This is a genomic window from Streptomyces cinerochromogenes, from assembly GCF_014648635.1.
In the GTDB taxonomy this organism is placed as follows: Bacteria; Actinomycetota; Actinomycetes; order Streptomycetales; family Streptomycetaceae; genus Streptomyces; species Streptomyces cinerochromogenes.
Genome location: NZ_BMRM01000003.1, coordinates 126,470 through 148,428 on the forward strand (window position 1 = coordinate 126,470; position 21,959 = coordinate 148,428).

Sequence of the window (21,959 nt, forward strand, 5' to 3'; positions counted from 1 at the left end):
CAGCGGGATCGCGGTCGTGTGCCGGGCGCACCCGGCGGGACCGCGGTCGTGCACGCGCGGACGCCCCCGCCCGTTCGGCCGTCGGCGGCCCCCGCAGGGCTCAGGAGCGGACGAGCGGGGTGTCCACCAGGTGTTCGGCCAGGAACCAGGCCTGGAGTTCGCCGGTGCGGATGATCTGCGAGACCAGCACGTCGTTGGTGCCGTCGTCGCCCAGCTCGGCGACCCGGGCGGCCGCGTCGTGGGCGTCGGCCAGGATGGTCTCGTGGGCCTCCAGCAGCCGCGAGAGCATCGCCGGGACCTCTTCGACACCGTCCGGCGGGCGCGGGATCGAGGTGATCTCGGCGACGTGCCGGGTGTCGCCCACCGCGACGCCGCCGAGGGTCTGGACGCGCTCGGCGAGGGTGTCCACGAGTTCCAGCTGTTCCCCGGCGTGCTTGTCCAGGAGCAGGTGCAGCTGGTAGAAGGTCGCGCCCCGCATGATCCAGTGGTGCTTCTTGTACAGGCCGTAGAGGATCTGGGTGTCCGCGAGCACCTTGTTCAGGCGCTGGCAGGAGTACATGCGCGCCTCGTAGGACAGGGCGAGCGGGAACTGCTTGACGGTTCCGAACTCCTGGATGACCGCGCCCTTCTGGTGCAGCCACGGCTGGCTGGACGAGGGCTTGGTGCCGGTGGTCATGACGTGCCTCCTGCGGATGGCGTGCTGTGGGTACGCGGTCGACGCTAGGGGCTGGATCACCGGGCGCGTGGTCCAGGAGCGCACGCGTTGGTGCTCGTCAGCGCACCGGACGGGTCATTCGCGGCCGGCCATGAGCTGCTCCACGACACGGTCCACGTCGAGGTGGCGGTGCTCGGTGCCCGGTGGCACCACGGCGTGGGCGCGGCGCAGGAAGGCGGTGACGGCGGAGCCGGCGATCTCCAGGAGCGCCGCCCCGGCGTGGGTCCGCAGCAGGATGCGGACCGTGGCCGGATCGCGCCGGCGCGCGGGGAACACCACGACGTCTCCGGTCCCGGTGGGCCGGGTCAGCCCCCGGGCGAGGAGCGACCGGGCGAAGACCCAGTCGACGGAGCGGGCGGAGGGGGCGCCGAGGGACAGGCAGACGGCGTAGGGGTCCGCCGCCGCGTACCGGAGTTCGGCGGTCAGCGGCACCGGCGGTTCGTCGGCGACGGCGACACGGACGGTCGTCGTGCATACGATCGGATCTTGGTCCGTGGTCTCTGCGGGATCGTGTCTCATGCGGGCCCCCTGTGTGCGACGGTTGCGGTTCGGTGCGTCGGCCCGTCTCCGGCGGGCCCCGAGGTGGTGACGACCGTACGGCGGGACCGGGGGAGCGGCTTGCCGACGAGCGCACGGGTTGTTGTCCGAAGAAGAAGTCGCGAAGAAGTCGCCATGGCGTCCGGACCTGCCCGGACGCATGATGGTTGAATATAGAACAATTGCTGGCTGGAGAGAAGCATGACTGGGTGGAGAGGTGGCCCCCGATGAGCAATGCCGAGACCGAGCCCGTCGAAGTGCGCTGCGGCACGGCGGTGGACGACGCGTCCGCGGACCGGACGCCCCGGGTCGAGGTGCTGACCCCGCGCGACGTCCCCCTGGGCGGCCCCCGGGCGATGACCGTGCGGCGCACGCTGCCGCAGCGGTCCCGGACCCTGATCGGAGCCTGGTGCTTCGCCGACCACTACGGCCCCGACGACGTCTCCCGGACCGGCGGCATGGACGTCGCCCCGCACCCGCACACCGGGCTGCAGACCGTGAGCTGGCTCTTCAGCGGGGAGATCGAGCACCGCGACAGCCTCGGCAGCCACGCCTTCGTACGGCCCGGCGAGCTGAACCTCATGACCGGCGGGTACGGCATCAGCCACTCCGAGGTCTCCACCCCGCGCACCACCGTCCTGCACGGCGTCCAGCTGTGGGTGGCCCTGCCGGAGGAGCACCGGGCCGCCCCGCGGGACTTCCAGCACTACGTTCCCGAGCCCGTGCGCACCGACGGCGCCGAGATCAGTGTCTTCCTCGGGTCCCTCGCGGGCTCGACCTCCCCGGTGCCGACCTTCACACCCCTGCTCGGCGCCGAGATCGTCCTCGCCCCGGGTGCGGCCGTCACGCTCGCCGTGGACCCCGGCTTCGAGCACGGGCTCCTCGTCGACCAGGGGGCCGTCCGCGTCGCGGACGTCGTCCTGGACGCCGCCGAGCTGGGCTACGTCCACCCCGGCCCCCGCGCCCTGACCCTCACCAACGAGTCGGACGGCGCCGCGCGGGCGGTCCTCCTCGGTGGAACGCCTTTCGAGGAGGAGATCGTCATGTGGTGGAATTTCATCGGACGCCGTCATGAGGATATCGTCAGGGCGCGCGAGGAATGGCAGAACTCCTCCGATCACTTCGGCGCCGTCGAGGGATATCCGGGAGACCGTCTGCCCGCGCCCGTCCTGCCCCACGTGACCATCACCCCGCGCAGGAACCCACCGCGTCACTGACGCCCTGAGAAAGGCATCCGATGAGCCAGCCCTCCGCCGTTCCCGTGGTCGAGCACGCAGCCGCGAGAAACCGCTACGAAATCCTTGTCGACGGCAAGCGCGCCGGCCTGACCGCCTACCGCGACCGCGGTGCGCAGCGCGTCTTCTACCACACCGAGATCGACGACGCCTTCGCCGGACAGGGCCTGGCCTCCCGGCTGGTCCAGGAGGCGCTCACCGACGTACGGGACTCCGGGAAGCGCATCGTGCCCGTCTGCCCCTACGTGGCCAAGTTCCTCAAGCGGCACGAGGAGTTCGCCGACCTCGTCGACGACGTGACGCCCGACGTCCTGCGCTGGCTGGACACCGAACAGGCCTGACCCCCACGCTCCGGCTCCACCCCGGCTCCCACGTCCCGGCCGTCGGTCCTCGCGGACCGGCGGCCGGCTGTGCGTGCAGCGCACCGCTTCTGGTCCCCGAGTGCACGATGCCCGTGCGCCGCTCGCGCCACGCCCGTCACCGCGGTTAGTGTCCAGGCAGTCGAATTCCACCGGCGTGGCATTTTCCGAGAACGGCCACGCGGCGACAGCCGGGAATTCCGCCGGCCACCGGTGCCGGAAACGGCCGTCGCCCGGACAATTCCCGCACGCACGCGAACGAGGTGTTGTCGTGGAGCAATGGACAAGGCGCGAGGACGAACGGCTGCTCACCGGAAAAGGCCGGTATGTGGCCGACATCCACGTGCCGGGATGTCTGGACGCCGCATTTGTGAGAAGCAAGGTCGCGCACGGCTCGCTGCGCGGCGTGGACTGTACGGCCGCCCGCCGGGTGCCCGGGGTCGTCGGAGCCTGGTCGGCCGCGGACCTGCCGGACCTTCCGCCGGTGCCGCACACCCTGCTCGCCCGGCTGTCGACCGAGGAAGCCGTCGCGGGCCGGGAGTGGCCGGCGCTGGTGAAGGACCGGGTCCGCTATCCGGGCGAGGCGCTCGCCGTCGTCCTCGGGGAGGACCGCTACCGGGCCGAGGACGGTGTCGCCGAGGTCACCGCCGAGATCGACCCGCTGCCCGCGGTGGTCACCCCGGCCGCGGCCGTGGAGGACTCCGTCCGCCTCTTCGACGGCCTCAGCAACACCGCCCTGCGGGGCGAGGCGGGCGAGCCCGTCGACCCGGCCGTCTGGCGGGAGGCCGCCGCCGTGGTCGAGGCGACCTACCGCCAGCAACTGCTCATGCCCAGCCCCATGGAGTGCCGCACGATCCTCGCCGTACCCGAGGGGGACCGGCTGACCGTGTGGTCGGGGCACCAGATGCCGCACCGGCTGCGCCGTGAACTCGCCGCGCTGCTCGGCTGGTCCACCGACCGGATCCGTGTCGTCGTCCCGGACACCGGGGGCGCCTTCGGGTCGAAGAGCGCCGCCTTCCCGGAGTTCGTGGTCGTCGCCTACCTGGCCGTCACGCTCGGACGGCCGGTGCGCTGGATCGAGGACCGCCTGGAGTCGATGCTCGTCGCCACCCGCGGCCGGGGCCAGGACCAGACCGTCCGGCTCGCCGCGGACGCCGACGGGCGCCTGCTGGCCTACGAGCTGACCATCGACGCCGACGTCGGCGCCTACCCGCACCTCGGCGTCGGACTGCCCATGCAGACGGCCTGGATGGCACCCGGCGTGTACACCACCCCGCACGTCCACGCGACCCTGCGCTCGGTGCTCACCAACACCATGGTGACCTACCCGTACCGCGGCGCCGGACGCCCCGAGGCGGCCACCGCCATCGAGCGGACCATGGACCTGCTCGCCCGGCGCCTCGGCATCGACCCGGTCGAACTGCGCCGGCGCAACTTCGTCCCGCCCGACGCCTTCCCGTACGACACACCGACCGGCCGCCGCTACGACAGCGGGAACTACGCCGCCGCCCTGGACCTCGCGCTGGAGACGGTCGGCTACGACGAGTGGCGCGCGGAACAGGCCCGCCGCCGCGGCGACCCGGACGCGCTGCCGCTCGGCATCGGCGTCTCCTGCTACGTGGAGCGCTCCGGCGGCGAACCCGGCGGCCTGCACGAGTTCGGCAGCCTGGAGGTCCACGAGGACGGCACCGTCACCGCCCGCTGCGGCGCCGCCCCGAGCGGTCAGGGACACGAGACGGTCTTCCCCGCCCTCGTCGCCAGGACCCTCGGCGTCCCCGAGGAGCGGGTCCGCCTGGTCGAGGGAGACACGGACGAACAGCCCGAGGGACTGGGCTCCTTCGCCAGCCGGTCGGCCCAGGTCGCCGGCGCGATGCTCCAGCACGCCGCCCAGCTCCTGATCGAGGAGGCCCGCCACCGGGCGGCACGGCTGTGGGGCCTGCCCGCCGACCGGGCCGCGTGGGCGGACGGCACCGTCCACGCCACCTCCGGCGGCCCGGCACCCCTCGGCCTGGCCGACCTGGTGAAGGCGACCGGGCCGCTGCGCGTCGAGGACCGGTACGAGGCCGGCATGGCGTTCCCCTTCGGCGCCCACGTCGCGGTGACCGAGGTGGACCCCGACCTCGGCACCGTCAACGTCCTGCGGCTGGTGGCCGTCGACGACTGCGGAGTGGTCCTCGATCCCACCGTGGTGCACGGCCAGGCCTTCGGATCGGCGGTGCAGGGCATCGGCCAGGCCCTCTACGAGGGCATGACGTTCGGTGAGGACGGCGTGCCCCACCTGGCGAGCGGGTTCCTGGACTACCTGCTGCCGACGTACACCGAGATCCCGCCCATCGAGATCAAGGACACCTGTACCCCCAGCCCCACCACCCCGCTCGGCGCCAAGGGCGCGGGGGAGTCCGGCTGCATCGGCACCCCGGCCGCCATCGTCAACGCCGTGGCCGACGCCCTGGGGACCGCCGATCCAGGCCTGCTGCAGATGCCGCTCACACCGGACAGCGTCTGGCGGGCGGCACACGCCCCGCGCCCCGAGGAAGGTGTCCGGTGACAGAGGAGGGCCCCCGGTGAAACCCGCATCCTTCGACTACGTCGTCCCCCGCACGGTCGCCGAGGCCGTCCAGGCGCTCGCCGGCCCCGGGCGCACCGCCCAGGTCCTCGCCGGCGGACAGAGCCTGATCCTGGAGATGCACCTGCAACGCATCCGGCCCCGGCTCGTCGTCGACATCAACCGCATCCCGGAACTCGACGGCATGCGCGTCGACGGCGACGGCCTGCGCGTCGGCGCCCTCGTCCGCCACGCGGCGTTCGAGCGGGCCGACGCCGTACCCGGCCCGCTCGGCACCCTGCTCTCCCGCGCGGTGGTCAACATCGCCCACCCGCCCATCCGGTCCCGCGGCACCATGGCCGGCAGCTTCGGCTGGGCCCACCCCGCCTCGGAATGGTGCGCCATCGGCGTCGCCCTGGACGCCACCGTCGAGGTGACCGGCCCCGACGGCGAGCGCGCCCTGCCGGCCCGCGACTACTTCCTCGGGCCGCACCGCACCGCGCGCCGCCCGCAGGAGCTGATCACCGCCGTACGCCTGCCGCTGCTCGGCGGGCACACCGGCGTCGGCTTCGTCGAGCACCGCCGCACCCACTTCTGCTTCGCCCAGGTCGCGGTCGCGGCGGCCCTCACGGTGCACGACGGCGTGATCAGCGACGTACGCATCGGACTGGTCAACTCCGCCGACCGTCCGGTGCGGGCACGCGCCGCCGAACAGACGCTGCTCGGCACCGAGATCGGCCCGCTGCCGACGGGACGACGACTCCCCGACGGCCATCCGTTCGCCCGCGCCGGCCGCGTCGCCGCCCAGGAGGACGCCGCACCCGTCGCCGAACCGTACGCCGACGCGGAGTACAAGCGGCAGGCCGTCGCCGTGCTGGTCGGCAGAACCCTCCGCGAGGCGGCGACGGACCTCGGCTCACGTCTCGCCGTACGACAGGGAGACCCCCGATGAAGATCACGCTCGAAGTGAACGGCACCGCCCACACCCTCGACGTGGAACCCCGCCGCCTGCTCGCCGACGTCCTCCGCGACGACCTCGGTCTCACCGGCACCCACCTGGGGTGCGAGCACGGCATCTGCGGCGCGTGCAGCGTCCTCATGGACGGCGAGGCGGTCCGCGCCTGCCTGGTCCTGGCCGTGCAGTGCGACGGCAGCTCCCTGCGCACGGTGGAGGGCCTCGCCGGCCCCGACGGCGAACCCCACCCGCTGCAACGGGCGTTCTCGGCCGAGCACGCGCTCCAGTGCGGCTTCTGCACCCCCGGCTTCCTCATGGTGGCCGCCGGAGCGCTCGAAGCCGACCCCGACCTCGCCGACAAACCCGACGCCGTCGCCGGTGTCGTCGGCTCCAACATCTGCCGGTGCACCGGCTACGAACCCATCCGGCGCGCCATCACCCGCGCGGCCCGGGAGCAGCGGGAAGCGAGCAGCACACATGAACGGTGACCTCCGGCCCGGAGTGATCGACGTCCACGCCCACTGGCTGCCGCGCGACCTGCTCGCACTGCCCCCCGGAAACCCGCTCGGCGGCATGAACGACCGCGACGGCGAACTCTTCCTGGGCGAAGCCCCGCTGTCGTTCCCGACCGCGGCCATGACCGACGCCGGCACCATCGTCGCCGACACCCGCAGAGCCGGACTCGGCGCACGCGTCGTCTCCGCACCGCCCTTCGCGTTCCCCGTGCACGCGCCCGCCGAGGCGGACGACTACGTCGCCTCCTTCAACGAACAGCTCGCCGACGCCGTCGCCCGCGCGGACGGCACCCTCGCGGGACTCGGACTGGTCCGGCTGGACGACCTGGCGGCCGCACGCAGGGAGCTGACCCGGCTCGCCGCCGCCGAGGGCGTCGCGGGCATCGCGGTCCCGCCCGTGCTCGACGGCCGCTCCTACGACCGGGGAGTGCCACGCCAGGTCCTCGGCGCCGCCGCCGAACTGGGCCTGTCCGTCCTGGTCCACCCGATGCAGCTGCCGCGCGCCGAATGGGACCACCACTACCTGGTCAACCTCGTCGGCAACCCGGTGGAGACCACCACCGCCGTCGCCGCGGTGCTGCTCGGCGGGGTCATGGAAGAACTCCCCGGGCTGCGGATCTGCTTCGTCCACGGCGGCGGCTGCGCCCCCTCCCTGCTCGGCCGGTGGGAACACGGCTGGCACAGCCGCGACGACGTGCGCCGGGACAGCACCCGCCCCCCGGCGGAGTCCTTCGGGCTCCTCTACTTCGACACCGTCACCCACGACCCGGAGGTCCTCACCCTGCTGCGGGCCCACGCCTCGCCCGACCGGATCGTCTGCGGCAGCGACTACCCCTTCGACATGGCGCAACCCGCCCCCGCCGGCTTCCCGCTGGACCACGGCCTCGACGCCGCCACCCTCGAAGCCAACGGCCGCCGGTTCCTCGGACTCCCGCCCGCCGGCGCGTCGCAGCGGCCGGACGCGAGCTGACAGCGGAACGGAGATCCTGATGCGAGACCTGGCGCCCCGCCTGCTGGAGTGGCAGGCCGCCGGAGCCCGCTGCGCCCTGGCAAGCGTCGTCGCCGTCCGGGGCAGCGCACCGGTACGGACCGGAGCGGCGCTGTGCGTCCACGAGGACGGCACCGCCCTCGGCAGCGTGTCCGGAGGCTGCGTCGAGGGCACCGTGTACGAAGTCGCCCGTGAGGTGATGGCCTCGGGCGAGCCGCAGTGCGTGTCCTTCGGGTACGCCGACGACGACGCGTTCGCGGTCGGGCTGATGTGCGGAGGCGAGATCGACGTCTTCGTCCAGGCCCTGGACGACGGCACGGCACGCGCCCTCGCCGCCGCCCAGCTGGCCGAGGCGGCGGGCCGTCCCGTCGTCGTGGCCCGCGTGATGGAGGGACCCGCCGGAGGCGGCGGATCCGTCGCCGTGTGGAAGGACGGACACCTGGGCAGCACCGGCAGCGCCGGACTGGACCTCGCGGTCCTCCCCGACGCCCGCCGCATGCTGGGCCGGGACGACACGGCCGTACGGACGTACGACACCGGAGCGGCGGACCCGGCCCGGGTGCTGTTCGAGGCATGGGCCCCGCCGCCCCGGCTGCTGGTCTTCGGGGCCGACGCGCACGCCGCCGCGGTGACCCGGATCGGTGCCTTCCTCGGCTACCACGTCACGGTCTGCGACGCCCGCGCCGCCTTCACCACCCCCGAACGCTTCCCGCACGCCCACGAGGTCGTGGTCGACCGGCCCCACCGGTACCTGGCGCGGACCCGCACCGACCACCGGACCGTCGTGTGCGTGATGACGCACGACCCGAAGTTCGACGTCCCGGCCCTCACCGAGGCCCTCGGCCGGCCCCTCGCCTACGTCGGAGCACTCGGCTCCCGGCGCGTCCAGGCACGACGGCGCGCCGACCTCGCCGAGGCCGGCGTGTCACCCGAGGCCCTCGCGCGACTGCACGCGCCCCTCGGCCTCGACCTCGGCGCCTCGACGCCCGAGGAGACCGCCGTGTCCTTCGCCGCGGAACTCGTCGCCGTCCGCAGCGGCCGCACCGCCCGGCCGCTCACCCTGCTGGACGGACCCATCCGCCCGGCCACGGCCGGCGACCGGCACGGCACCGCCGACGGGTGCGCTGCCGGAACCGATCCCGTGCACGGGCGGTCAACCGCGGCGGTGCCGTCTCACTAGCGTGATCGCGACGCGAGGCAGACCCGCCGGGCGCTCGCCCGCCGGGCCCTGCCGCCATGCCGGAACCCGAGGAGTGCCATGGCCAAGCAGACCATCGCCGAACAGTACGTCGACCTCATGGCGCGCGCCGGTGTGCGCCGCATGTACGGCGTGGTCGGAGACAGCCTGAACCCCGTCGTCGACGCGGTCAGGCGGCACACCGGCATCGAGTGGATCCAGGTCCGGCACGAGGAGGTCGCCGCGTTCGCCGCCGGAGCGGAGGCCCAGCTCACCGGCCGGCTGGCCGCCTGCGCGGGCTCCTGCGGACCGGGCAACCTGCACCTGATCAACGGCCTGTACGACGCCCACCGCTCGATGGCCCCGGTGCTCGCGCTCGCCGCCCACATACCCAGCGGCCAGATCGGCACCGGCTACTTCCAGGAGACCCACCCCGACCGGTTGTTCGCCGAGTGCAGCCACTACTCCGAGCTGATCTCCTCACCCCGCCAGATGCCCCGCGTGGTGCAGACGGCGATCCAGCACGCCGTGGGCCGGCGCGGGGTCTCGGTCGTGTCCCTGTCCGGCGACACCGCCGCGGAGGACTCCCCGGACGCGGCACCCGAACTCGCCATGCCCCTGGACCTGCCCGCCATCCGCCCCAGCGACCACGAAATCGCCCGGCTCACCGAGCTGGTGGACGCCGCCGAACGCGTCATGGTCTTCTGCGGCCGGGGCGTCGCGGGAGCCCACGCCGAGGTGATGGAGTTCGCCGGCAAGGTCAAGGCCCCGGTGGGCCACGCCCTGCGCGGCAAGGAACACATCCAGTACGACAACCCCTACGACGTCGGCATGAGCGGACTGCTCGGCTACGGCGCCGCCTACGAGGCCATGCACGAGTGCGACCTGCTGCTGCTCCTCGGCACGGACTTCCCGTACACCGACTTCCTGCCCCGCGATGTGCGGACCGTCCAGGTCGACGTGCAGCCCGAGCGGCTGGGACGGCGCACCCAGCTCGACCTCGCCGTCTGGGGAGACGTACGGGAGACCCTGCGCTGCCTCACGCCCGCGGTGCGGGAGAAGCCGTCGCGCCGGTTCCTCGACCGCATGCTGCAGCGGCACGCGCACGCCCTGGAGGGCGCGGTGCACGCCTACACCCGCGACGTCGAGCGGCACACCCCGATCCACCCCGAGTACGTCGCCTCGGTGCTCGACGAAGAGGCCGCGGACGACGCGGTGTTCACCGTCGACACCGGCATGTGCTGCGTCTGGGCCGCGCGTTACCTCACACCGAACGGCCGCCGGCGCATCCTCGGCTCGTTCGTGCACGGCTCGATGGCCAACGCGCTGCCCCAGGCGATCGGCGCGCAGTTCCTCGACCGCGGCCGGCAGGTCGTCTCCCTCTCCGGCGACGGCGGCTTCTCCATGCTCATGGGCGACTTCCTCACGCTCGTCCAGTACGACCTCCCGGTGAAGGTGGTCGTCTTCAACAACTCCTCCCTCGGCATGGTCGACCTGGAGATGATGGTCGACGGCCTGCCCCCGCACGGCACGACCTACCCGCACGCCGACTACGCCGCCATCGCCACGGCGGCCGGAGCCCGGGGCATCCGGGTCGAGCAGCCCTCCCAGGTGCGGGAGGCACTGCGCGAGGCCTTCGCCCACGACGGACCCGCTCTCGTGGACGTCGTCACCGACCCCGCCGCACTGGCCGTCCCGCCGAAGATCACCGCCGAGCAGCTCAGCGGCTTCGCCCTGTCCGCGAGCCGTACGGTCCTGAGCGGAGGCGTCGGCCGCATGATCCACCTGGCCCGGGCCAACCTCCGCAACATTCCCCGCCCCTGAGGCGGGACACACCGTGAGGGTGACGGCCGCCGGCCGTCACCCTCACTGTCTTGTCACTCTTTTCCCACTTCCCCCCGCCTACGCTCCGGGCGAAGTGGAGGACGGCCCCGCTCCCGACGCTGTCGCCGCTTCACGCGACAGAAGTCCGGAGGCAAGGAAACGCATGATGCGCACGACCGGTCCGTCCACGGTCACCACACCCACGGCCGGCGGGGTGCGGCCGACGACCACGGGGCTCGGCATCGTCACCATGGACAGCGACACGGGCACCCGCCCCGCACGGCTGCCCCGCGAGGGCCGGCCGGACGGGCGGCCGGGCCCCGCCGGGCACCCCCGGCGGCTGATCGCCCGGGCCGGCGGCGAGTACCTCTTCGTCGGCGTACGCGGCGGCAGCGGCACGCCGCCCGCCCGGGAGCCCGCCCCGGACGTGTTCCTCGGTCCCGGGGACATCTGCTTCTACGACGTGCACGAGCCACCGCGCCTGGACCTCCCGCGGGGCTGTCGGCTGAAGGTGTTCCTGCTCGCACGGGAACTCCTCGGCCTCGCCCGGTCCGACGTGCCCCGCGTCACGAGCGTCCCGGTCGCGCCGACGTCCGGGCTCGGCGCCCTGCTCTCGCCGTTCCTGTCCGACGTCGCCGACACCCTCGGCGCGTCCCGGCCCCCGGTCGGCGAGATGCTCGCGTGGAACGCCGTGAACCTGCTGGCCACCCTGGCCACCGAACACCTGGCGGAGCAGGCGCGGGACGAGGAGCCGGACACCCGGGCGGTGCTGGTGCCGGACATCCTGGACCACATCGACCGGCATCTGACGGACACGGACCTGTCGCCCGAGACGATCGCCCGCGCCCACCACATCTCCGTGCGCTACCTGCACAAGCTCTTCGAGGACGAGGGCACGACCGTCGCCCGGCTGATCCGGCGCCGGCGGCTGGCCGAGTGCCGGCGCGCCCTGACGCTGCGGTCCTGGGAGAACGTGACCATCGCGGCGATCGCCAACCACTGGGGCTTCGCCAGCCCCACCCACTTCAGCCGGGTGTTCCGCGCCGCCTACGGGATGTCCCCGCGTGAATGGCGGGACGTCGCGGGCAGCGGGGCGGCCCTGGATGGTGTCGGCAGCAGCGGGGCGGGCCGAGGCGGCCGGGAGACCGGGGACCGAACCGGACGGGCCGAGGCTCCCCCGGAAGCGGGGGAGCCTCGGCCCGGTGGCTGACCGCGACCCGTTCCTCAGGACGGCGGCCGGGTCCAGGCCGCACCGGAGGCGGCCAGCCGGTGCGTCACCACGGAGGTCAGCGCCAGGAGCAGCAGGCACAGGACCAGGGTGAGCACGAGATGGCCGTGCAGGACGAGCCCGGCTCCGGCGAGGGCGCCGAGCAGCATCGCCAGCACCGACAGGATCCGCCGCCCGGGCCTCGGCGCCGCCCCGCCCGCCCGGGCCGAGTCCGCGGCCAGACCGGTGAGGGTCAGCGTCAGCACGGTCGTGGTGAGGTCCGGGACCCCCAGGCGCCGGGCGACCGCGTTCTGCAGCCCCATCGCGAGTCCCAGACACACGATCAGCGTGTACTCCACCCCGGTGCCGACCCGGCCGCCGGCGACCGCCGTGACGACGACGGCGACGGCGACCAGGGCGGTCTGCACCGCGGTGGCCGCCGTCAGCAGCCGCCCGCGGTTCCCGGCGAACCGGGTGCCGATCCTTCCGCCGGTCAGCGCGCCGAGGAGGAACGCCGCCAGCGCGACGACGGAGGCGAGCGCGGACAGCGTCGCCGCGCCGCCCAGCGCGAACCCGAGGAAGACCACGTTGCCGGTCATGTTGGCGACGAAGACGTGCCCCAGCGCCAGATAGCTCACCGCGTCGACCAGACCGGTGACCACGGTCAGCGTCAGCATCAGCGGCGGCAACGGGCCATGACGGTCCCCCCTCGGCGGTGCCAGCGTACGGAGCGCGTCAGTCAGCAGGCTGCGCATGGATCTTCCCTTCCGTTGCCGTGGGGGCCCGGTGCAGCACCAGGCGGGTCAGCAGCCCGCTGACCGGGCCGATCACGATCGCGGCGAGCGCGACCCACACCGGCCACGGCGTGACGCCCAGCGCGTGGTCCACCGACCAGCGGCCGGGCCCGGTGAGGGCCAGCGCCGCGGAGACGACGACGAGGACCAGGGGGTACTCGTAGCCGTCGTTCTGCACCCAGAGGCCCTTGGGCCACTTGACGGTGCCCGCGACCGTCATCACGCCCATGGCGGCCATCGCGGCCAGGGGCGTGAGCAGACCGGCGGCCAGGAACAGGCCGGCCCCGATCTGGCTGGCGCCCGCGACGACCGCGGTCAGCCGGCCCCCGCGGAACCCGTCGTGCCGGAACTCCTCCGTTCCGCCTGCCAAGCCGTGGCCCCCGAGCCGGAAGCTCACCTTCTGCACTCCGTGGCCGGCGATGAGGAGCCCCGCCACCACCCGGAGGACCAGCAGTCCCGCGTCCATCTCTTCCTGCCTGTTCCTGACTCGGTCCCTGTGCTGCCGTGCGCGAGTCGATCAGCCGGCGGCGTGCCCGCCGATGAAGGCCTGGGCGTACACCAGCCCGAGGCCGTAGGCGCCGCCGTGCTCCTTGACGACCTCGGTGACCGGCACGTACGTCTCGCCGCGGGCCCAGTCGCGCTGCAGCTCCAGCAGCACCTGCACCCAGGTGACCGGGACGGCACCGCCCTGGATCATGCGCTGGACGGCGTGCTCGTGGGCCTGCGGGCTGACACCGCCGCAGGCGTCGGTGACGACGTAGACCTCGTAGCCCTGGGCGATGGCGGAGAGCGCCGGCAGGACCACGCAGACCTCGGTCCACAGACCGGCGATGACCAGCTTCTTGCGGCCGGTCGCCTTGACGGCCTCGACGAACGCGGGGTCCTCCCAGGCGTTCATCGTGGTCCGGTCGATGATCTTCTGGTCCGGGAACACGTCCCCCAGCTGCGGCATGATCGGACCGGAGAAGGACTCGGCGGCCACGGTGCTCAGCACGACCGGCACATCGAAGGTCTTGGCGGCCTTGGCCAGACCCACCGTGGAGTTGATGATCGCGGTGCGGTCGCCGCTGCCGGTGCCGAAGAACATCTGCGGCTGGTGGTCCACGAACAGGACCGCGCAGTTGTCGGGGGTCAGCAGGTCGGGGCTGGGGGACGCGGTGACCTGGGCGATGTCGACCATGAGAGGGCCTTTCCTGGGAACAGCGGCGCGGACGGGCGTCCGCGCCGGGCAACAACCGTCCGGTGGACGGGGTCTGTGGGTGTTCGTCCCGCTCGCGGATGCAGAGGGGAGTCGGGAGAGGTGCGGAGGGAGATGCGGAGAGCGGATCAGAGGACGAAGCAGGGGTCGAAGGGGGATTCGACGGCGTCGGAGGCCAGACCGCGGCGCACGCGCCAGGCGCGGTGCCGTTCCGACTCCGCGACGGCCTCGCCGAGCGACTCCGCCTGGCGCGCGCCCGCCGCCCCGGACGCCTGGTAGCCGCCGAAGTGCGCGACCGGGCTCCACGTGGGGGAGACCCGCGGCAGCTCCTCGTCGAGCCCCTCGTACTCGCCGGCCGCGTACACGATCCGGCCGCCGGTGACCGTGAGCAGCGACTCGATGTGCGCGATGTCCGGCTCGGGCACGCTGAAGTAGTCCTCGGACAGCACCGCGAGGTCCGCGTAACAGCCCGGCCGCAGCACGCCCTTGACGTCTTCCTCGCCGGTCAGCTCCGCGCCGGCGACGGTGAACATGCGCAGTGCCGTCTGCCGGTCGACGCGGTTGCGGCGCGAGCGGAGCACGACGTCCCCGACGCCTCGTCCGCTCACCAGCCAGTGCAGGGCGACCCAGGGGTTGTACGTGGAGACCCGGGTGGCGTCCGTGCCGCCGGCCACGGTCAGCCCGCGGTCCAGCATGGCCCGGATCGGCGGCGCGTCCGCGGCCCGGCCGGGGCCGTAGCGGCGCAGGAACGCCTCGCCCTGGAAGGACAGCCGGTTCTGCACGGACATCGCACCGCCGAGCGCGGCGACCCGGTCGAGGCTCTCCTCGGACACGGTCTCCGCGTGGTCGAACAGCCACCGGTTGCCCGCCGGGAAGAGTCCCTCGGCGGCGAGCTTCTCGAAGACCGCGAGGTCGCGGCGGATGGTCTCGTCGTACGTGGCGTGCAGCCGGAAACCCCAGCCGTGTTCCATGAGGAGACGGACGGCCTTCTCGAACTCGCCCTCGTAGTCGCCGAGTTCCGGGCGCGGCTGGGCGAAGTTCTCGAAGTCCGCGGCGGCCCAGGTGAGGTTCTCGCCCGCGCCGTTGAGCCGCAGCCACGCGTCGCCGTCCTCCGGGCGGGCCGTCTCGATCCAGCGGGTGAGGTCGGCGATCTCCTGTCCCGCGGTCTGCGGGAACAGGTGGTAGGCGATGCGCAGCGACAACTGGCCGGCCTTCGCCAGCTCGATGACGGTGCTGTAGTTCTCGGGGAAGTTCTGGAACCCGCCGGCGGCGTCGATGGCCGAGGTCAGGCCGAACCGGTTGAGTTCGCGCAGGAAGTGCCGGGTCGAGGTCTTCTTGTCCTCGCCCTCCAGAACCGGCGCCTTGGCCAGGGTCGAGTAGAGGATGAGGGCGCTGGGCGCGGCCAGCAGCATGCCGGTCGGCTCGCCGTCCCGGCCGCGCACGATCAGCCCGCCCCGGGGATCGGGGGTGTCCCGGTCGATGCCGGCGGCCCGCAGCGCCGCCCGGTTCAGGACGGCCGACTGGTACAGGTGCAGCACGAACACCGGGGTGTCCGGGGCGGCGGCGTTCAGTTCGGCGACGGTCGGCAGCCGCCGTTCGGCGAACTGCTCCGCCGACCAGCCTCCCACCACCCGTACCCACTGGCCCTTCGGTGTCCGTGCGGCCTGCTCGCGCAGCATCGCCAGCCCCTGGCGGAGGGTGCGGACACCGTCCCAGCGCAGCTCCAGTACGTAGTTGAGCCCGCCCCGGATGACGTGCAGATGGGCGTCGTTCAGACCCGGGATCATCCGCCGGCCGAGCGCGTCCACCACCTTCGTGGCGGGACCGACGTGCGGGGCGACGTCCTTGTCGTCACCGACGACCGTGATGACGCCGTTCCGGACGGCGAGGGCCTGGGCGTGCGGGCGGACCGGGTCCCCCGTATGGATCTTCGCGTTGCGGACGACCAGCTCTGCGGCATCGTCGGTGACCTGGGGAACCAGCCCGCCGACCGGCATTGCAGACACGTGTGCGGGACCTCCTCCGGAATGAGTGTCTTGGGGTGTCCGCTGCGTTCGGACTCGGCGAACGAGGAGCGCGACGAGAGAAGCGGACGGCGAGCGGTGAGGCGCGGGAGCCGCCGTCTGACCGAGGGGCGCACCGTGACCGCTGCCCTCACGCTAGGTCCGGAGGGCGTCGCCGTGTGTCCCGTCCGTGCACCGGCGTTTTTCCCGCAGCGCACTGGATCCGGAGCCGGGGACCGCCGTGCGCTGTGAGGACGTCGGACGTGCGCTGGTGGGCAACCGCCGGGCGGACGGCGGCCCTACGGTGGCGGTCAGCGGCGCCGGAGTGCCCAGCACAACGATCCGGGTCGTCTGCCGGAACGACCGGCGTCCCTACGTGATCACAGGAGTTTCCCATGTCTGACGCCCACGAGCCGGTGAACCCGGTGCTGGAGCCCGCGGCGGCCGAGTTCGCGGCGGCGACCGCGAACCCGCCCTACCTGTTCGACCTGGCCCCGGCCGAGGGCCGCAAGGCGGTCGACGAGGTGCAGTCGGGCGAGATCGACAAGCCGGCCGTGGACGAGGAGTGGATCACCGTCCAGGGCGGTCCCACGGGCAGCGTCCGGGCCCGCATCGTCAAGCCCGCCGGCGCCACCGGCACCCTCCCGGTCATCGTCTACATCCACGGCGCCGGCTGGGTCTTCGGCAACGCCCACACCCACGACCGTCTGGTCCGCGAACTCGCCGTCGGCGCCCAGGCCGCCGTCGTCTTCCCCGAGTACGACCTCTCCCCGGAGGCCCGTTACCCGGTCGCCATCGAGCAGAACTTCACCGTCGCCAAGTGGGTGGTGGACGAGGGCGCGTCCAAGGGCCTGGACGGCTCCCGGCTCGCGGTGGCCGGCGACTCCGTCGGCGGCAACATGACGGCCGCCCTGACCCTGATGGCCAAGGAGCGCGGCGGGATCCCGCTGGTGCAGCAGGTGCTGTTCTACCCGGTCACGGACGCAAGCTTCGACACGCCGTCCTACCACCAGTTCGCCACCGGCTACTTCCTGCGCCGCGACGGCATGCAGTGGTTCTGGGACCAGTACACCACCGACCCGGCCGAGCGGGCCCGGATCACCGCCTCCCCGCTGCGGGCCACCACCGAGCAGCTGCGCGACCTGCCGCCGGCGCTGGTCATCACCGGCGAGGCCGACGTGCTGCGCGACGAGGGCGAGGCGTACGCCAACAAGCTCCGCGAGGCCGGGGTGCCGGTCACCGCGGTCCGCTTCCAGGGCATCATCCACGACTTCGTCATGCTCAACGCCCTGCGCGGCACCCACGCCGCCGAGGCCGCCATCACCATGGCCGTCCGCACGCTGCACGCGGCCCTGCACACCGCCTGATCGCGAGGGGAACGACAGACATGACCACTCCCACTCCCACCGTCGTCCTCGTCCACGGCGCCTTCGCCGACGCCGCCAGCTGGTCCGGGGTCGTCGAGGAGCTGCAGCGCGACGGCATTCCGGTGATCGCTCCGCCGAACCCGCTGCGCGGCCTGGCGTCCGACGCCGCGTACGTCGCCTCGGTCGCCGCCCAGATCGACGGTCCGGTCGTGCTGGTCGGCCACTCCTACGGCGGTGCGCTCATCACCGTCGCCGGTGTCACGGAGAACGTCGTCGGTCTGGTCTACGTCGCCGCGTACGCCCTCGAAGAGGGCGAGAGCCTCGGTGAGCTCCAGGGCCGCTTCCCGCTCTCGCCGCTGGTGAGCAACCTCAAGCAGTGGACGTACCCGGTCGCGGGCGCGGACCCCGCCGTCGAGGTCACCATCACCGAGGACGCCTTCCCGTCGGTCTTCGCCGCCGACGTGCCCGCGGAGGTCACGAAGGTCCTCGCGGCGGCGCAGCGTCCGCTCGCGGCTGCGGCGTTCGAGGAGAAGGCCTCCGCCGCCGCGTGGCGGACCAAGCCGTCCTGGGCCCTGGTGGCCGGTGCGGACAACGCGATCAACCCGGAGGTGGAGCGCTTCGGCGCGAAGCGGGCCGGTGCGACCGTCGTGGAGATCGAGGGCGCCTCGCACGCGGTGGCCGTCTCCCAGCCGAAGGCGGTCGCCGACCTGATCCGCGAGGCGGTCCGCGCGACGAGCTGACCGCCCCCAGGAACGACCGCGCGGACGCCTCCCCCGTACAGCGTCCGCGCGGTCTCGCGTCCCGGCCGGACGACCCGAACCGGCGGAGTGTGACACAAGGTCACATTGTGATTACGCTGTGCATGTGATCGGGTCATGGGGCAGTGCGGACGGGCGCCCGGGGCGTCGTCGTCGCGCCGCGCTCCTCGTCGGGCTGGTGCTGGTGATCGCCGCCCATCTCTCCGGCGCGGTGCACGCGTGCACCTTCGCCGGTCCCGACGCGACCGCAGCCGTGGCGCGGCACGGTGCGCCGGTCGTCGCGGAGGGCGGCACCGACAGCGGGGGCTCGACCGTGCCGCCTCCCCCACACCGGCACGCGGCGGACGGACACGCCGACCACACCGCGGACCGCCCGCGCCCCGCCCTCGACGACACCGGGCTCGGCGACGAGACGGACCAGCCGCTCCGTCCCGCCGTGTCGAACGGGCGTTTCACGGACACCGCCCGGCACAGGCCGCCCGGCACCTCCCCCTCCTGTGGTGACGGCCCCTCACTGGCAGTCGTCTGCGTGCGGCGGCAGTAGGCCCGCGCCCGCACGCCCCGGACCGGTCCGCGACGAGAGTCCCCGGTCCGAGGTGTGCCCGCGCGCCCTGCCCCCTCGCACAGCGCCCCCCGCACAGCCGCCGGGCGCGAAGGAGCCGTACGCCCATGCACCTCTCCCCGCCCGCATACCTGCCCGAACCCGTCGGGGCCCGCGCCTCCCGGCGCCGGACCGCCCGGCGCCCCGCCCACCTGGTCGGCGACACCCCCGTCCTGTGGGTGGACGAACCCTTCGCCCCGCCCGGCCGCGGCTTCCACGCCAAGCTGGAGGGCGCCAACCCCGGCGGTCTCAAGGACCGGCCCGCCCTGCACATGGTCCGCGAGGCCCGCCGGCGCGGCGAACTCGCTCCCGGCGCGCCGATCGTGGAGTCCTCCAGCGGGACGCTCGGGCTCGGCCTCGCCCTCGCCGGACTGACCCACGGACACCCGGTGACCGTCGTGACGGACCCGGGCATGGAACCGGCCGTGGCCCGCCTGCTCACCGCGCGGGGCGCACGGGTCGTCCAGGTCACCGCGCCGCACCCCGAGGGCGGCTGGCAGGAGGCGCGCCGCGCCAGTGTCGCCGAGCTGCTGGCCCGTACACCGGGGGCGTACTGCCCGGACCAGTACCGCAACCCCGACAACGTCACCGCCTACCGGCCGCTGGCCGCCGAGCTGATCGCCCAACTCGGCCGCGTGGACGTGCTGGTGGCGGCGGTCGGTACGGGCGGACACTCGGCCGGGGTCTCCGCGGTGCTGCGTGAGGCCTTCCCTCGGCTGACGCTCATCGGGGTGGACTCGGTCGGCTCGGCGATCTTCGGCCAGCCGGCGGGGCCGCGGCTGATGCGCGGCCTCGGGTCCAGCATCCATCCGGACAACGTCGACTACGCGGCCTTCACCGAGGTCCACTGGGTGGCCCCGGCCGAGGCGGTCTGGGCCTGCCGTGCACTCGCCCGCCGCCACTACGTCTCCGGCGGCTGGAGCGTCGGGGCGGTGGCGCTCGTCGCCGGGTGGGCGGCGCGCACCCGTCCCGCCGGGACCAGGATCGCCGCGATCTTCCCCGACGGACCGCACCGTTACCTCGGCACGGTCTACGACGACGCCTGGTGCCGCGAACACGGCCTCCTCGGCCGGACACCACCGCCCGACCCCGACGGCATCACCGAGCCGGACGCACACCGGGTGACCCGGTGGACCCGATGCGACCGGGTCCGCGACCCGCTCGCACGGGAGCGGGGGAGGACGCGTGACCGGGGGGCGGCTGGTGTGGGGGCGGGGGCGCGGGCGGGGGCGGGCGTCCAGGTCCAGGGCGGTGGGCTCCGGGCGGAGGCGGAGGCGGAGGCGAAGGCGGAGTCGCGGGTGAGGGCAGAGGCCCAGGAGGAGTCGGGGAGCCGGGCGGAGACGGGGGTCCAGGGTCAGGGCGGGGTCCGGGTGGAGGCGGGGGCGCGGGCCGAGAGCGAGGTCCGGGCGGAGACGGGGATGCGGGCAAAGGCGGGGAGCCGGTGAAGCGGTTGTGGGCCCAGGTGGCTTCCTTCGACCGACCCGCCCGCCTGCTGATGGTGAACCAGTTCGCCATCAACCTGGGCTTCTACATGCTCATGCCCTACCTCGCCGACCATCTCGCCCACGGCCTCGGCCTCGCGGCCTGGGCGGTCGGACTCGTGCTGGGCGTCCGCAACTTCTCCCAGCAGGGCATGTTCCTCGTCGGCGGCACCCTCGCCGACCGCTACGGCTGCAAGCCGATGATCCTGACCGGGTGCGCCCTGCGAGCGGTCGCCTTCGGTCTGCTGGCGGTGGCCGGCTCCCTCCCCGCCCTGGTGGCGGCGTCGGCGCTGACCGGCCTGGCGGGGGCGCTGTTCAACCCGGCCGTACGGGCGTACCTCGCGGCGGACGCCGGACAGGAGCGGCGGGTGGCGGCGTTCGCCGCGTTCAACGTCTTCTACCAGGCGGGCATCCTGGTCGGTCCGCTCGCCGGACTCGCCCTGCTGGCGTGGGACTTCAGCGCGGTCTGCACGGCAGCTGCGCTCATCTTCGGCGCCCTGGCCGCCCTGCAGTCCCGAGCCCTGCCCGCCCGTCCCCCCGCCGGCCACACGGGCCGACCTGCCGGTCACGACGGCCGACCTGCCGGTCACGACGGCCGACCCGCCGGTCACGACGGCCAACCAGTCGGCCCCGACGGCGCATCCGCCGGCCCCGACGGCGAGCCCAGTGGCCGCGGCAGTGATCCCGCCGGCCACACGGGCCGACCCGCCGGTCGTGACGGCCAACCCGTCGGCCCCGACGGCGCATCCGCCGGCCCCGACGGCGCATCCGCCGGCCCCGACGGCGAGCCCAGTGGCCGCGGCAGTGATCCCGCCGGCCCCGCAGGCCAACCCGCCGGCCCCGCCGGCCAACCCGCCGGTCACGACGGCGAATCCGCCGGCTGCGGCAGCCGGCCCGCCTGGCGGGCGGTCGTAGCCGACTGGCGCTCCGTCGCCGCCAACCGCCCCTTCCTCCTCTTCGCGGCCGCCATGAGCGGTTCCTACGTCCTGTCCTTCCAGGTCTATCTCGCCCTCCCGCTGTACGCCCGCACACTCTTCGGCGACCGCACCGGACCGGTCACCGGTGCGGTCTTCGCCGCCTCGGCGCTGGCCGCGCTCGCGGGACAGCTGAAGCTGACCGCGTGGGCCCAGCGCACCCTGACCGGCCCGCAGGCCGTCGCCTGCGGGCTGGCGGTCATGGGCGCAGCCTTCCTGCCCCTGTTGCCCCGGTCGCCCGGCGCCCCGGCCGGGGCCGTCGCCCTGACGCTGTGCGCGGTGCTGCTCGCCTGGGGCGGGGCGCTGCTGTACCCCTTCGAGATGGACACCGTCGTACGGCTCTCCGGAGAGCGGCTCGTCGCCACGTACTACGGCGCCTACAGCACCGCCTCCGGCATCGCGGTCTCGCTCGGCAACCTCGCCGTCGGGGCGCTCTTCGACACCGGGGTGCGCTGGCTGCCGTGGGCCGTCCTGACCGCGACCGGGCTCGGTTGCGCCGCGCTGGTCGCACGCCTGCACCAGGCCGGACACCTGCGGACGAGCCCGGCTCCGGTGACCGGAGCAGTGCCCTCCGGGTAACCGGCCGGCCGGCCCCGGCGGCCCCCGGCCCGTTCTCCCGCCCGCCCCGCAAGTCACCGACCTCACCCAGGGGTTGTCCTGACAATCCCGCGGCCCCTAGGGTCGTGCAGTACGGGAGCAAGCGCTTTCCATCGCTGCTTCCGTGCT

General features: G+C 73.7%; 19 protein-coding genes and 1 pseudogene. 14 read left to right on the forward strand and 6 right to left on the reverse strand.

Translation table 11 applies throughout. The annotated features are described in order from the left end of the window. Nucleotides 1-100: 100 nt before the first annotated feature. On the reverse strand, nt 101-676 hold the full coding sequence (locus IEZ20_RS07250; RefSeq protein ID WP_189295604.1) for a Dps family protein: 576 nt from the start codon (nt 674-676) through the stop codon (nt 101-103). Between the two features lie 114 nt (nt 677-790). Then, on the reverse strand, nt 791-1,234 hold the full coding sequence (locus IEZ20_RS07255) for an SsgA family sporulation/cell division regulator (protein WP_189295606.1): 444 nt from the start codon (nt 1,232-1,234) through the stop codon (nt 791-793). Between the two features lie 245 nt (nt 1,235-1,479). Between IEZ20_RS07255 and IEZ20_RS07260 the strand changes: the two genes are divergently transcribed. The 9 genes from IEZ20_RS07260 to IEZ20_RS07300 all read left to right on the forward strand — a co-directional run bounded on the left by IEZ20_RS07260 (nt 1,480) and on the right by IEZ20_RS07300 (nt 12,060). After that, nucleotides 1,480-2,469 carry a pirin family protein gene (locus IEZ20_RS07260; protein WP_189295608.1) on the forward strand — a complete coding sequence of 330 codons (990 nt, stop codon included), beginning with the start codon at nt 1,480-1,482 and terminating at the stop codon, nt 2,467-2,469. A 20-nt stretch (nt 2,470-2,489) separates the two neighbouring features. After that, nucleotides 2,490-2,828, forward strand: a complete 339-nt coding sequence (locus IEZ20_RS07265; RefSeq protein ID WP_189295610.1) for a GNAT family N-acetyltransferase — start codon at nt 2,490-2,492, stop codon at nt 2,826-2,828. A 388-nt stretch (nt 2,829-3,216) separates the two neighbouring features. Then, nucleotides 3,217-5,394, forward strand: coding sequence for a xanthine dehydrogenase family protein molybdopterin-binding subunit (locus tag IEZ20_RS07270; protein ID WP_229895931.1), 2,178 nt, complete (start codon nt 3,217-3,219; stop codon nt 5,392-5,394). 16 nt (nt 5,395-5,410) lie between these two features. Then, entirely contained in the window at nt 5,411-6,343 is a 933-nt protein-coding gene (locus tag IEZ20_RS07275) for an FAD binding domain-containing protein (protein ID WP_189295614.1), read from the forward strand. Next, complete coding sequence (locus IEZ20_RS07280) at nt 6,340-6,834, forward strand: (2Fe-2S)-binding protein (RefSeq protein WP_189295616.1); 495 nt, start codon at nt 6,340-6,342, stop codon at nt 6,832-6,834. The genes IEZ20_RS07275 and IEZ20_RS07280 overlap by 4 nt, the downstream gene beginning before the upstream one ends. Further along, nucleotides 6,824-7,831: an amidohydrolase family protein gene (locus tag IEZ20_RS07285; protein WP_189295618.1), complete on the forward strand. Its 1,008-nt coding sequence runs from the start codon at nt 6,824-6,826 to the stop codon at nt 7,829-7,831. The genes IEZ20_RS07280 and IEZ20_RS07285 overlap by 11 nt, the downstream gene beginning before the upstream one ends. A 19-nt stretch (nt 7,832-7,850) precedes the next feature. Then, the gene (locus IEZ20_RS07290; protein WP_189295620.1) at nt 7,851-9,029 is read left to right on the forward strand and encodes an XdhC family protein; all 1,179 of its coding nucleotides are present in this window, start codon (nt 7,851-7,853) and stop codon (nt 9,027-9,029) included. A gap of 78 nt (nt 9,030-9,107) precedes the next feature. Continuing rightward, complete coding sequence (locus IEZ20_RS07295; RefSeq protein ID WP_189295622.1) at nt 9,108-10,850, forward strand: pyruvate dehydrogenase; 1,743 nt, start codon at nt 9,108-9,110, stop codon at nt 10,848-10,850. Between the two features lie 163 nt (nt 10,851-11,013). Next, nucleotides 11,014-12,060: a helix-turn-helix domain-containing protein gene (locus tag IEZ20_RS07300; RefSeq protein ID WP_229895932.1), complete on the forward strand. Its 1,047-nt coding sequence runs from the start codon at nt 11,014-11,016 to the stop codon at nt 12,058-12,060. Nucleotides 12,061-12,074: 14 nt separating this feature from the next. Here the strand turns inward: IEZ20_RS07300 and IEZ20_RS07305 are convergent, their stop codons facing one another. The 4 genes from IEZ20_RS07305 to IEZ20_RS07320 all read right to left on the reverse strand — a co-directional run bounded on the left by IEZ20_RS07305 (nt 12,075) and on the right by IEZ20_RS07320 (nt 16,046). Then, nucleotides 12,075-12,812: a YoaK family protein gene (locus IEZ20_RS07305; protein ID WP_189295624.1), complete on the reverse strand. Its 738-nt coding sequence runs from the start codon at nt 12,810-12,812 to the stop codon at nt 12,075-12,077. Next, nucleotides 12,793-13,317, reverse strand: a complete 525-nt coding sequence (locus IEZ20_RS07310) for a DoxX family protein (RefSeq protein ID WP_189295626.1) — start codon at nt 13,315-13,317, stop codon at nt 12,793-12,795. Before IEZ20_RS07310 ends, IEZ20_RS07305 begins: the two co-directional genes overlap by 20 nt. Before the next feature lie 51 nt (nt 13,318-13,368). Further along, nucleotides 13,369-14,031: a hydrolase gene (locus IEZ20_RS07315; protein ID WP_189295628.1), complete on the reverse strand. Its 663-nt coding sequence runs from the start codon at nt 14,029-14,031 to the stop codon at nt 13,369-13,371. 146 nt (nt 14,032-14,177) lie between these two features. Beyond that, nucleotides 14,178-16,046 (reverse strand): amidohydrolase, encoded by a 1,869-nt coding sequence (locus IEZ20_RS07320; protein WP_229895979.1) that lies wholly within the window; start codon nt 16,044-16,046, stop codon nt 14,178-14,180. A 401-nt stretch (nt 16,047-16,447) separates the two neighbouring features. Here IEZ20_RS07320 and IEZ20_RS07325 point away from each other — a divergent pair, with 401 nt between their 5' ends. The 5 genes and pseudogenes from IEZ20_RS07325 to IEZ20_RS07345 all read left to right on the forward strand — a co-directional run bounded on the left by IEZ20_RS07325 (nt 16,448) and on the right by IEZ20_RS07345 (nt 21,812). Next, on the forward strand, nt 16,448-17,419 hold the full coding sequence (locus tag IEZ20_RS07325; RefSeq protein ID WP_189295632.1) for an alpha/beta hydrolase: 972 nt from the start codon (nt 16,448-16,450) through the stop codon (nt 17,417-17,419). Nucleotides 17,420-17,439: 20 nt separating this feature from the next. After that, on the forward strand, nt 17,440-18,159 hold the full coding sequence (locus IEZ20_RS07330; protein ID WP_189295634.1) for an alpha/beta fold hydrolase: 720 nt from the start codon (nt 17,440-17,442) through the stop codon (nt 18,157-18,159). A 124-nt stretch (nt 18,160-18,283) separates the two neighbouring features. Then, complete coding sequence (locus IEZ20_RS07335) at nt 18,284-18,721, forward strand: hypothetical protein (RefSeq protein ID WP_189295635.1); 438 nt, start codon at nt 18,284-18,286, stop codon at nt 18,719-18,721. 125 nt (nt 18,722-18,846) lie between these two features. Beyond that, a pseudogene (locus IEZ20_RS07340) lies at nt 18,847-19,950 on the forward strand (PLP-dependent cysteine synthase family protein); the annotation flags it as partial. Between the two features lie 269 nt (nt 19,951-20,219). Continuing rightward, the gene (locus tag IEZ20_RS07345) at nt 20,220-21,812 is read left to right on the forward strand and encodes an MFS transporter (RefSeq protein WP_189295637.1); all 1,593 of its coding nucleotides are present in this window, start codon (nt 20,220-20,222) and stop codon (nt 21,810-21,812) included. Nucleotides 21,813-21,959 lie beyond the last annotated feature (147 nt).